A 12,363-nucleotide genomic window follows, 5' to 3' on the forward strand; every position below is an offset into this window, starting at 1 on the left:
ACTATTTTCTTGCGTAAACAATATTTCCTCTGTGTTTATTGGTTCCGCAAAAGTTTTTTTCTGCTATACTTATTCTATTGATATTGTAGGAGGCTTACCATGATTTTCAGTCGTTTTCTCTGGCGCTCTCAAAAAAAAGTTCGTCAGTTTATTCAAGAGCATTTTTCTTCAATCCAGATCATCGTCAGCTATTATGTGCTGATGACGTTTGTTTCACTATTACTATTCTACTTACCTGTTTTCAGAGTTCCCGGATCACAGGTATCGTTTCTAGATATGTTTTTTATGGCGATCAGTACAGTTAGTGTAACTGGACTGACAACCTTTGATATCCATGCTGTTTTTAACGATCGAGGCATCGTGCTGCTTGAAGTCCTTTTTCAAGTAGGCGGTCTGGGGATCATGATGATCTCTACTGCATTTATTATTTTATCTAAACGCAGAATCACCCTAAAGCAGCGACAGCTGATCATGACAGATATGAATCAGCCGAAATTAAGCGGGATCGTCCGTTTGATTCGCATTACTTTTTCTATTCTCCTTTGGTTTCAGGTGATTTTCGGAGCTTTCTTCTCCATTTATTTCTATTTTTCCGATCATTATGACAATTGGAGAGATGCGATTTTTTATGGTTTCTACCAATCGATCTCAGCAGTTACTAATTCCGGCTTTGATGTTACCGGAGATTCGATCATCCCATTTGCCAATGATTACCTATTCTTGATCATCATGATGTTTTTGATTTTTATAGGTGGGATTGGTTTTCCAGTGTTGATGGAATTTCGTGAGTGGCTATTCTTCAAAAAGGAGAAGCATGGGCTGCCTTTCCGTTTTTCTCTATTTAGTAAAATCGCCTTGTTGGCCTTTGTCATTCTCTTCATTGGCGGTACATTACTGATCTATTTACTGGAACGTAATCATTTATTTGCAGGAATGACTGAAACCAATCGATGGATCACTTCTATGTTTTACTCGATGACCACCAGAAACGCTGGTTTGCAGATCAATCAGCTGAGTGATTTTCAGGTCACCACCCTGATTATATTCTCAATGCTGATGTTTATCGGCTGTAGTCCGAGTTCTGTAGGCGGCGGTGTTCGGACAACGACTATTGCCATCATTGGCTTATATCTTTATTCTTTCTTAAAAAGTGAGGATAACGTGAATGTTTTTGGTCGTAGAATTGATGAAGATGATGTAAAGAAATCAATCGTTGTGTTTATGCTTTCCTTATTGATGTGCTTCTTCTCAGTCGTCTTCCTATCCGCGACAGAAGAACATTCGCTGATTGCAATCATTGTAGAGGTCGCTTCAGCCTTTGGAACAACCGGGCTATCATTAGGAATCACGGAAGATCTAACTAGCGTGGGTAAAATCATGATCCTGCTTTTGATGTTTATCGGTCGGATCGGCATGCTCTATACTTTGATGTTGTTCATTCCTAAAGAAACTCGAGATTTAGGCTACGAATACCCTTCTGAAAAGATCATTATTGGGTAATAAACAGCTGTTTCACAGCTAAAAGGAGCTAACTGCTATCACACGTTTCACACCGTGTAGACAGCAATTAGCTCTTTTCATTTCTCTTTATCAATTGCCTATCCTTTGATTTTTTCTAGTATAAAATCAGCCATTTAGCACTTCAACTTCAAAAGACAGACCGCTTTGTCACGACCCTCTAATTATGTTATTATAGGTTGAGTTTAATCCAATCAGCAATTGATTGTTCACTCTAATTGATGGAGGAGATATCATGGGCGTTAGAAGCCAACTTGCTATTCTAGCTGGGAAAACCTCGCAATGGGTACTCCAAACCTTTTTCAAGGGCGGAAGCAGTTATCCCGGACAGCTGGCATTAAAAATAGACCCTAAAATTTTGGATACACTGGCAAAGGACTATGAGATCGTTGTTGTGACCGGAACAAACGGAAAAACACTGACAACGGCGCTTACAGTGAATATATTACGACAAGAATTTGATCACGTATTAACCAACCCTACAGGAGCCAATATGGCACAGGGAATCGTCTCAACCTTCCTGACAGCGAAACCTAAAAAAGGACAGAAAAAATTTGCAGTATTGGAAATCGATGAAGCAAGCTTGAGTACTGTCACAAAATATGTTAAGCCAAAATTATTTTTGTTTACCAATATTTTCCGCGATCAGATGGACCGTTATGGAGAAATCTATACCACCTATCGAATGATCGTTGAAGGAGCTTCGGCTTCACCGGAGGCAACCATTCTCTGTAATGGTGATTCACCGATTTTCAACTCTGTTGATACAGTAAATCCACGTAAATACTATGGATTCAATCATGAACCGGATCATGAGCAGATGGCTCACTACAACACGGACGGCGTTCTTTGTCCTAAATGCCACCATATCCTGCACTATAAAATGATCACTTATGCAAATCTCGGGAAATACTACTGTCCGAATTGTGATTTCAAACGACCTGAATTAGATGTTCAGCTAACAGAGATGGTGGACATGGATAATGTGTCGGCGAAATTTGTGATTGACGGCGGGACTTATGAGATTGCTGTCGGCGGGATGTACAATGTCTATAATGCCCTTGCAGCAACAGCGGTTGCCGAGCATTATGGCGTTTCTTCTGAAAAAATCAAAGCCGGACTGAGCTACGATGAAAAGGTATTCGGCAGACAAGAAGTTATTCAAATTGGTGATAAGCGCTGTACACTTGTCCTTGTAAAAAACCCTGTCGGCTTGAATCAGGTTGTTGACATGATGGGACTTTCTCCATATTCCTTCTCTCTGGTTTCCTTGTTGAATGCCAACTACGCAGATGGCATCGACGTCAGCTGGATTTGGGATGGCAATCACGAGGCCTTTGCTGACATGGATATTCCGGCAGTCATTGCCGGCGGTGATCGTCATAAGGATATGGCACTACGTTTGAAGGTTGCCGGTATCCCTGAGGAAAAACTGACAGAAATTGCAGATCTTGAAGAAGTGATCACAGCAATCAAAGAGCTTCCTACTGAGAATGTCTATATTTTAGCTACTTACACTGCTGTTTTACAGCTGCGTAAGTCATTGACTGCTCAAGGCTATATCCAAGGAGGAATGAACAGTGTCTAAAGAATTACGTGTCTGTCACCTTTATGGAAACCTGCTGAATACGTATGGAGATAATGGAAACCTGCTGATGCTGAAATATCTGGCTGAGCAAAATGGTATTGCTTTCCATTCAGAAATTGTCAGTATCTATGAGCCCTTCGATCCTGAAAAATATGATCTTGTCTTTTTCGGCGGCGGTCAGGATTTTGAACAGTTGATTGTTTCTCAAGATATCCAATCAAAAAAAGAAGCTCTTACCAGCTTTATTGAAGATGACGGTGTCATATTAGCAATCTGCGGCGGTTATCAACTACTGGGGCACTATTATATTGGTGCAGATGGTCAGAAAATCAAAGGAATCAGCGCACTGGATCATTACACGATCAGTCAGGAAAACAATCGTTACATTGGCGATATCGTGATCCATAACGAAGAATTCGATGAAACTTATTATGGCTTTGAGAATCACAATGGTCGTACCTTCCTTGGTGAAGGAGAACGTCCTCTCGGAAAAGTTATCGAAGGCCAAGGAAACAACGCCGAAGACGGCTCTGAAGGTGTGATTTATAAGAATGTATTCGGTTCTTATTTCCATGGTCCGATTCTATCTCGCAATGAAAATCTTGCTATGCGACTAATCAACACCGCACTTGAAAGAAAATATGGGAAATAAAACGAGACAACAGCATCACTGTTTCTCGTTTCCTCAAAAAAATATACGATATTCTGTAACCATCAGATAAAGGCTGGATGAAACGACCAATGTTTCATCCAGCCTTTAAGCGCTATGAATGCATTGACAGCGCTTATTCTCATTGGTACCCTATATATAACGAATGAGTCTATTACTTTATGAGGTGAGGATGAAAAATGTTTGGATGGTTTAAGGAAGAAAAAAGGCGCACTACAAAAAAGAGCATTGAGAAAAATGAAACAGCTGCTACACCCCCGCAATTTTACAAAATAGTCCCTCTTACTCCATTTGGTTATAAAACTACTTGGCTTGCTGTTGAATCAGCTTCATCAATAGAAGTCGCTGAGGCAATTATGGCGCTCGGCTATCGTGATTTTCAAGTTACCGAAAGCTGGAATGGCTGGGTCTTCGTTCAAAATATACTTGATTCTATCGTTGATTTTTCTAAAGTCACAGCGATAAATGATGCTGCAGAAGATGCCGCTGCTTATTGGGCGCTCTTGAGAGACAGCAATTGCACGGACGAGAAGAAGCTTACTGTTCTAAAAAAACTCAGTGAGAATTTCGCCTCTATCTGTTTTTTTGTGAACCATCGAGTATCGGATTGTTATGCGTGGGGCAAATGTGAAGATGGAGAAGTCGTCCGAGCCTTTGAATACATCGAGGGATACGGCGTTGTCATCGATCTGGGCGTTCCTACAGAGGAAGAAAACGATCTGGATATCTATTATAGTGAGTATAATTTGCAGAATGAAAATAATGAGGAAGATATTGATTCACCAAATGAAAACGATGTTATCGAAATTGCAGAAGCTTGGAGCTGCCTGCCTTCTTCATAAGAATAGACCATGCAATAAAACAAACAGGTTGCTGCTTGTTTTATTGCATGGTCTTATATTTTCCATTGAATTCCTTACGCTTTTTCCCCAGGCTCTGACGCAATGATTGTCAGGTCCCCTTCGATACGCCATTTCTCAATATCAGATGGAAGAATGAAGCTGTCACCCTTCTTCAGTTCATAGCTTTCATTTTGAGTTGGGTTTTCCTTCTCGATAACTAGACTTCCGGCACCTTCGATCACTGTTGCCAAGGTGTAGGGAGCGCCCTTTTTCAGCTTCAACGTTCCTTTAACCAGCCATTCATATACATTGAAAAACTCTGTTTTCAGATAAGTCACCACGGCTGATTGCCCTTGATTCTGCTGTTGGATCTGCAGCGTCGGTGCCTTCGCAGGAACAGTTGTCACATCAATCGACTGTTGCAAATGCAGCTCTCTTGGGTTGCCGCTGTCATCTGTCCGATCATAGTCATAGACTCTATAGGTTGTGTCACTGCTTTGCTGTGTTTCCAAAATCATGATCCCTTTGCCGATAGCATGGATCGTGCCGCTTGGTACATAGAAAAAGTCGCCTTTTTTGACTGGAACTTTTGTCAGCAAATCATCCCATTTTCCTTCATGGATCATTTCTGCCAACTCTTCACGTGTCTTCGCATGATGCCCATAAATGATCGATGCACCAGGTTCAGCGTCGATGATATACCAACACTCTGTCTTGCCAAGCTCACCTTCATGCTTCAATCCATATGTGTCGTCCGGATGAACCTGAACAGAAAGATCATCCTCTGCATCAAGTATTTTTATCAGTAGAGGAAAAACATCGCCGGAAGCATTCCCAAACAGCTCTCTATGGTCTTGCCAAAGCTCATCCAGCTTCTTACCGGCGAACTCACCGTTGATCACAGTTCCTACACCATGAGGATGAGCGCTGATCGCCCAGTCTTCACCAATTCGGTCACTCGGTAAATCAAAACCGAAAACAGTATGCAGGCGATTTCCACCCCAGATTTTTTCTTGAAAAACAGGTTTTAAAAACAATGGTTGATTCATATTGATTTTTACTCCTCCGCAGTTCTTTTTTTTATCAGTTTTGTTACACATGGGCAGTCTTTTCCTTTTCTTCAAGGTAAAGCTGAATGAGCTGATTTCTCTTTTCTATATACTCTGCCCGCTTATCTACAGGATGAACTCTGTTAGACAAAAAGATGAATGCTTCCTGTGATAAAATATCCATTAAAATAAATGTTCCAGTATAGCCTGTATGAAACAGGTACATGGTTCCATCAGTGCCCTTTTTTAAATCCCAGCCAAGAGAGCGGGGATGATTTTCTGCAAAGGAATGATCCTTCAGCAGCTCAAGAATCGTTGCTTCCTGCAAAAATTGGAGACCATCATAAATTCCTTTGTTCAGATACATAGTTACAAATTTCTCTAGATCTGTCAAGTTGGTAAATAATCCAGCATTTCCAGCACGCTCAGCAAGCACAAAGGCTTTGGGATCATGAGTCTGCCCTCTGATCAATCCTCTAGCAGGATGCACCTCTGTCGGTACTGTTTTAGATGGATCATCAGGAAGAAAACAGCTGCTTGTCATTTGAAGAGGTATCAGTACTCTCTCTTGGAAAATCGCAACAGCAGGCTTTTGTAATATCTCCTCCAGCATCAAGCCTAGTAAGATCGTTCCAGTATCTGTATATTTAGATACTTTCCCCAGCTGTTCTCCAGACCTGACCTGATTGTAGGCAGTAATCAGCTCTTCCTGTGACAAAGAATCTCTGTTTTCAATATACGTATTGATATCTCCTGTGTGTGTTAATAAATGCCGGATTGTAATCGTTGGGTCACCGAATACTGGATAATATTCCTTGATAGGATTATCCAATTGAACCAAGCCTTCTTCCATCAATTGAAGAACGACAGTTGTTGTGCAAATGACCTTCGTCAATGAAGCAACATCAAAGAGCAGCTGATTCGTCAGCTGCTCTTTTTCCGGAAAAATCTGTGCCAAACCTTTTGTTTCAGCTTCTCCTACACCATTTTTCAAAAAGGAAAAGGACACACCAGGAAATACATTTTCTTTCAAGTAAACGTCAATCAACTGCTTCGTTTTTTCATACATTCTGTTTGACCTCAAACTTTGCTTTTTGTGAACCACCATTCGATTCCATTGATATCAAAAACAGTCAAAATCGACCGCTTGTTATCAATGAAGAAGTCTTGTTTCTTCTGCTCCAAGTGATACATCAATTTTTCGATTTCTTCTTTTCCATCTAAATCAACAACGAAAAAATTCCAGCCCAGATCAGCTCTGCCCTCCAAAGGCTCATTTTCCAACAGCTGAAATACAACGTTTTGACTACCTAAGCTTAACATTTTTTCTCCAATGTCCTTCAGTCCCAGAACCTCTTCATAAAACGTTTTACTTAGCTGAGCATCCACGGTATTTAGGCTGACTTGAACAACATTCCCTGTCTCCTCTTCCTCCTGGAATGCAAGAATCTCTTGCTGCTCCTCACTCGCATCTGCTGCTTCCTTTAGAAAATAAAATTCGATCTCGTTCATTTCAGGATCAGTGATGAAGATACTTTTCTGTTTCTCATCTTCCATACTTTTTTCGATGGGGTAACCATGCTCAGAAAAACGCTGCACGATCGCCAGCCACTCTTCTTCAGAATATATATGGACAGAAAAATGGACGTTTGAATGAGTAAACGTCTCTGCCTCTTCTAAAATCAATACCTGTGTTTTTTCTTTACTTGATCCAAAAATCGATAATCCGTTCTCTTCGCTTTTCAGAGTCAATCCAACAATATTTTTATAAAAATCGACCATCTTATAATTATCATTGATCCTAAATGCAATCGTCTTCAAAGAGGCATTGTCCGCTAATTGATAGTCCAAAACAAATCCTCCTCCTTTCGCTCTGATATTCTATTCTATTGTATCATTTGTGCCAAATTCAGCAACTAATATAGTTTAAATCCCGCCTCTTTTTTCCAGCTAGACCAATCTCGTTATTCACACCAAAAGCTGATACGTTCAAAGTGTTAATGATATCGCTATATTTTCAGATCGACAACTTATACTGGTCAAAGAAAATGAGGAGGAAACAGTAATCTATTCGAAAACTGTTCTCTCCTCTAAATGCAGATTCATTTTTCATATCCAACTTTCAGATGTACATATTGCCACATTCAGCAATTGGCCCACCTAAAACCGAACGCATTGCTTTCTCCAATATACACACGAAACTCAGTCGTATACAGCCTTTCAATCCTCAGTCATCTTCCTCTTTTCATTAGAGCAATTTCTCCTTATTCACCAGCCACTGCTATCAGCTGAATTTCTCGTTAATTTCCACACAACCTGTCTATAAAAAACTTTCCATTCATGCGACTTAAGTCAATTGCTTTACACGTTCAATACTGACCTCTTGGAAATCATGGATCACTTCATCTGCAGCAGACAAATCCTGTGCAGGATACTCTGGATTTTCAAAGCCGATGCAGTACATTTCAGCTGCCTTGGCTGCACGACTGCCGTTTCTTGTGTCTTCAAAAACCAGACAATCCTTTGGATTAATTTCCAAAAGCGCTGCAGCTCGTAAAAAAACATCTGGTGCCGGTTTAGAATGAGCCACTTCTTCTCCACTGACAAGAATATCAAAAAATTTAGCAATATCTAACGCGTTCATCGCGCGTTCAATCTCCACCTTTGGCGAAGAAGAGGCCACTGCTAATTTGAAGCCTGCTTCTGATAGTCTTTGTACCACCTGTACCGCGTGAGGAATTGCCTTTATCCCATCCCTCTCGATCATTTCTTCTCTTCGTTGATTCATCTCTTCAATGTAATCACCTACTGACAAAGGCAGCCCTAGCTCCTCCTTCATCTTTGACCACATGAACTCGAAGGTTGTCCCCATGAACTGATACTGATAACTGACATCCTTTTCATAGCCTGCATCTTTGAGCAGTGCTGTTTTCGACTCCAAAAAAGTATATTCCGAATCCACCAGAACACCATCCATATCAAAAATAACTGCTTTCATACTCATCCACCTTCACCTTTCGCATTTAGGACTTTCTAATCTCACCCTAAATTCTGAACCATTCACTGCCGAAAGTAAATAGTATTTGATAAAAACTATATTTTTCAGACTAATTCAGTGTAAGCGGCTGCTTCAGATAGCTTTTCTTCATCTCTTATTTTTCATAAATACTGATGATCTGTTTCAGCTCAGTTACTGTCGTTTGAATGTTCTGATCGCCATCGATGATATAAAGATTATCATATACTTGAAGTGCTTTTTTTATCTCCATATCCTTTTCATAGATGGCACTTCTTTTCTTTATCGACTCCTCAGACTCATTTCTCTTTTTCAGCCGTTTTAGTATGTTTTTCTTTGATACATCTAAGAATACAGGGATGACCTGTTCTCCAAGTTCCGCCCTAAGTGTCTGAAACCCCTTCAAGGTCAATACGTTATAAACGACATGCTTCTTTGCCTTTCGGAGGATTTCTTCTCGACCGACGCCATAATAATTACCGTCGTACAGATCATATTCAATCAGCTGGTTTCCCTCGATCAACTTCTCGAACTGCTGCTGATTTATAAAGTAGTAATCGATCCCCTCTTCTTCACGCCACCGTTTCTTTCTAGTCGTGAAGGAAACGATTTTCGCTTCTTTAGGGAATGCCAGCTCAGTTATTTTTGTCTTTCCAGAACCACTGGCACCCATGATGATAAATATTGGGTAAGTGATCTTTTTTTCTGTCATCTCCGTCTCCTCCTCTTCAAAGTGAGTGATTCAGCACACTATTCATGTCTTTCATACAGTCACTCCATTTGCATAAACAGTGACCGCATCTGTTTGAATTTTCTCAATCATAGCATTTTTTCAGCTTCAGTAACATTATTTGCAACAGGCTTTTCCTTCTATACGAAACCTATTAAAAATTCATCATGGAAAAAATCACCTTTGCCTAAAGTGTCTGATAGAAGAAGTAAGATTTATATAAAATCAGAACTTTTTTTCTCTCAGGCAAATAAATTGCTTCTCTTACTTTTTATTAGTAAAATGATAATGTTTTAATCTATGTAAACTGTTAAATCTATAGGTGAATGGTATTTCTTTGTTTATATGATAGCTAAGATTACTTTTCCCCCAAGGAATGATTTAGCAGAATTTATATGGAGCAACTCAAAGTCATTGTCTCTTTTTTCATATTATTATTAGACTGGAAATAGAGATCTTTGAACCGATAAGAAAAGGAGAATATACATGTCAAAATTATTAGTTGTTAAAGCTCACCCACTTACAAAAGAGGAATCTCGTTCTGTCCGTGCTTTGGACTCATTTTTAGAAGGGTACAAGGAAACTCACACTGATGACCAAATAGATATCCTTGATGTCTATTCTGAAGCAATTCCCGAAATTGATGAAGAATTGCTTTCTGGTTGGAATGCATTGCGTGCAGGAGCAGAGTTTACAAGCTTAAGTACTTCCCAACAGGAAAAAATTTCTAAATTCAATGATCTTACAGAACAATTCTTGGGATCAGATAAAGTTGTTATCGCAAATGCACTTTGGAATCTGAATGTTCCTACTCGTTTGAAGGCATGGATCGATACAATCAATGTTGCAGGTAAAACCTTCAAATACACTGAAGAAGGACCTAAAGGCTTAGCTGAAGGTAAAACTGTCCTTCATATCCAATCCAACGGTGGTGTTTACGAAGGAAACGATTTTTCTTCTCAATATGTAAAAGGAATCTTGAACTTCATTGGTATCAGCGACGTTCAGCAATTATTCATTGAGGGAATCGACTATGCACCAGAACGTTCAGAAGAGTTGATGAACGATGCATTGCAAAAGGCTGCTGAATTAGGTAAGAATTTCTAAAAAGCTCAAAAATAAGAGAGTGGGACAATAATCTGTTGCCACTCTTTTCCATACCCTAAATCCGAGTAAACGGCGAGTCAGAAGTAGCTCCTACGACAATAAGCCGGAATTCAACAAAAATTTGTGAAACAATTTTCGTGAATTCCGGCTTATTGCTTGTAGCTAAACACTTCTGTCTCAGCCTCTTCTTTTTTTAGTTAAGTTTTCATATCGTTTTGCTCTTCATCATCTTCATAATAAAGAGTGGAAACTTCTTTATACCATTCAAATACATTTTTGATGATCACCTTAGCTGCAGCATAAACCGGAATCCCCAGAATCACTCCTGCAATTCCAAACAGCTTGCCTGAAGTCAAAAGAACAAGTAAGATCGTTACTGGATGAACATCCAGTTGACTGCCTAGAACAAGCGGAGAAACTACTCGTCCTTCAATTGTCTGCTCTATAATGAACACGATCAAGACCTGAATCAAAAGAACAGGACCTCCTACAATGCCCAGAAAGACCGCCGGAATCATTGCAAGAAACGAACCTAGATACGGAATCAGATTCAAAAACCCGGCAATGATCCCTAAGGTGATTGAATATTCCAAGCCAATGACAGAAAAACCAATCACAAACATCACTGCCACTGCAAACGCTACTGTCAACTGACCTCTGATATAAGAAGAAACCTGCTCATTCATTTCAGACAATACTTTCAATGTCGGACGACGCATCTTATTCGGTAAGAACTTAATATAAAACGGCGCCAGCTTCTTCCCATCCTTCAGCAAGTAAAACAAGATAAAAGGCATTGTAAAAACTGCTACTACAACAGAGGCAACCGCTCCAAAAAAGCTTCCCAAACCTTGCACAGTTGACGTTGATACATTTTTAAGAATATCTCCTAAAGAATTGGTCAGCTTCTCTCCCATATCCTCTAACGGCTCCCTCAGTTGTCCAAATAAAGGATCGCTTAATATTTCCTGTGTCTTACTATCGATCGTGTCGATGTACTTAGGAAAATTATTGGCAAAGCTCAATACCTGACTTCGAATTTCAGGTACGATCACGACAACGCCCCAAACAATCAAGGCAACGACGACGACGAACAAGCCGATAATACTCCAAGCTCTCGGCACTTTCTTCTTTTCAAGATAATCAACAATCGGATTCAATAGATAATAAAGAATTCCCGACATAATGATTGGAAGACCCACAACACCAATGAACTGCCACACAGGTGTAAACAAATGAGAAACCTTTGTAAAAATCAAAAGAATCAATAACACCAGCAATACGATCAAAAGCGCGGTCACCACTTGATTGTTCAAAAACCAACGCCAAAACCAGGAAAGCCGACTTTCTTTTTTCTCTTGTTGCTTTTCTGACATCCTACCACGCTCCTTAGCTTATATATTCGATAACTGAACCTACTTTAACAGTCGGCACAGTTGTCGGCGATAAATAAATGCCGTTCACTACAGCATCCTCTTCGGGAACCTCTGAAAAAACAAGCGTCACATGGGAAATACTATTTAGATTAGCGTTGGCAAAAGACCCAACGTGTTCAACGCTGTAAACTATCTCGTCGATCTTCAGTTGATCGCCTACCTTTACATCCAGTTCACCTGACTCTTCAAATTTCTGAATCACAGAATACTCCTTCAGGCTGTCTGTTGCTCTCTCACCAAAAAGAATGATCATCGGCTCTTTTCCATCAAGAGCGTGTTCGCCAATTTCAGTTACCGTTGCTTTCATCAATACTTCCTCCTCTAACTAGTGTGGTACATAATGACCGCTGAAACAGAGACACTTCTGTTACTGTACGGTTGTGATAGATCGCTGCTGTAGATAGATT

The 12,363-nt window shown here is 40.0% G+C and carries 12 protein-coding genes; 5 read left to right on the plus strand and 7 right to left on the minus strand.

Annotation, left to right across the window (positions count from 1 at the left end):
- Positions 1-99: 99 nt before the first annotated feature.
- The 4 genes from I6N96_RS02460 (at position 100) to I6N96_RS02475 (ending at position 4,618) form a co-directional block, all read left to right on the plus strand.
- Positions 100-1,500: a TrkH family potassium uptake protein gene (locus I6N96_RS02460; protein WP_209555910.1), complete on the plus strand. Its 1,401-nt coding sequence runs from the start codon at positions 100-102 to the stop codon at positions 1,498-1,500.
- A 253-nt stretch (positions 1,501-1,753) separates the two neighbouring features.
- Positions 1,754-3,106 (plus strand): Mur ligase family protein, encoded by a 1,353-nt coding sequence (locus tag I6N96_RS02465; protein WP_209555911.1) that lies wholly within the window; start codon positions 1,754-1,756, stop codon positions 3,104-3,106.
- A complete protein-coding gene (locus I6N96_RS02470) occupies positions 3,099-3,758 on the plus strand; it encodes a type 1 glutamine amidotransferase (RefSeq protein WP_209555912.1) in 660 nt (219 codons plus the stop codon). Before I6N96_RS02465 ends, I6N96_RS02470 begins: the two co-directional genes overlap by 8 nt.
- 197 nt (positions 3,759-3,955) lie before the next feature.
- Positions 3,956-4,618: a hypothetical protein gene (locus tag I6N96_RS02475; RefSeq protein ID WP_209555913.1), complete on the plus strand. Its 663-nt coding sequence runs from the start codon at positions 3,956-3,958 to the stop codon at positions 4,616-4,618.
- A gap of 74 nt (positions 4,619-4,692) precedes the next feature.
- Here the strand turns inward: I6N96_RS02475 and manA are convergent, their stop codons facing one another.
- The 5 genes from manA to I6N96_RS02500 form a co-directional block, all read right to left on the minus strand.
- Entirely contained in the window at positions 4,693-5,667 is a 975-nt protein-coding gene (gene manA / locus I6N96_RS02480; protein WP_209555914.1) for a mannose-6-phosphate isomerase, class I, read from the minus strand.
- 43 nt (positions 5,668-5,710) lie between these two features.
- A complete protein-coding gene (locus tag I6N96_RS02485) occupies positions 5,711-6,736 on the minus strand; it encodes a serine hydrolase domain-containing protein (RefSeq protein ID WP_209555915.1) in 1,026 nt (341 codons plus the stop codon).
- A gap of 11 nt (positions 6,737-6,747) precedes the next feature.
- On the minus strand, positions 6,748-7,518 hold the full coding sequence (locus I6N96_RS02490) for a VOC family protein (RefSeq protein WP_209555916.1): 771 nt from the start codon (positions 7,516-7,518) through the stop codon (positions 6,748-6,750).
- Between the two features lie 496 nt (positions 7,519-8,014).
- Positions 8,015-8,665 (minus strand): HAD family hydrolase, encoded by a 651-nt coding sequence (locus tag I6N96_RS02495; RefSeq protein ID WP_209555917.1) that lies wholly within the window; start codon positions 8,663-8,665, stop codon positions 8,015-8,017.
- A 154-nt stretch (positions 8,666-8,819) separates the two neighbouring features.
- Positions 8,820-9,395: a guanylate kinase gene (locus I6N96_RS02500; RefSeq protein ID WP_209555918.1), complete on the minus strand. Its 576-nt coding sequence runs from the start codon at positions 9,393-9,395 to the stop codon at positions 8,820-8,822.
- Between the two features lie 504 nt (positions 9,396-9,899).
- On the opposite strand from I6N96_RS02500, the gene I6N96_RS02505 reads away from it, so the two are divergent.
- Complete coding sequence (locus tag I6N96_RS02505) at positions 9,900-10,520, plus strand: FMN-dependent NADH-azoreductase (protein WP_209555919.1); 621 nt, start codon at positions 9,900-9,902, stop codon at positions 10,518-10,520.
- Positions 10,521-10,717: 197 nt separating this feature from the next.
- Here the strand turns inward: I6N96_RS02505 and I6N96_RS02510 are convergent, their stop codons facing one another.
- Positions 10,718-11,896 (minus strand): AI-2E family transporter, encoded by a 1,179-nt coding sequence (locus I6N96_RS02510; protein ID WP_209555920.1) that lies wholly within the window; start codon positions 11,894-11,896, stop codon positions 10,718-10,720.
- A 13-nt stretch (positions 11,897-11,909) separates the two neighbouring features.
- Entirely contained in the window at positions 11,910-12,263 is a 354-nt protein-coding gene (locus I6N96_RS02515; RefSeq protein WP_209555921.1) for a PTS glucitol/sorbitol transporter subunit IIA, read from the minus strand.
- Positions 12,264-12,363 lie beyond the last annotated feature (100 nt).

The sequence above is a fragment of the Enterococcus larvae genome, assembly GCF_017830045.1.
GTDB classification, from domain to species: Bacteria; Bacillota; Bacilli; order Lactobacillales; family Enterococcaceae; genus Enterococcus_L; species Enterococcus_L larvae.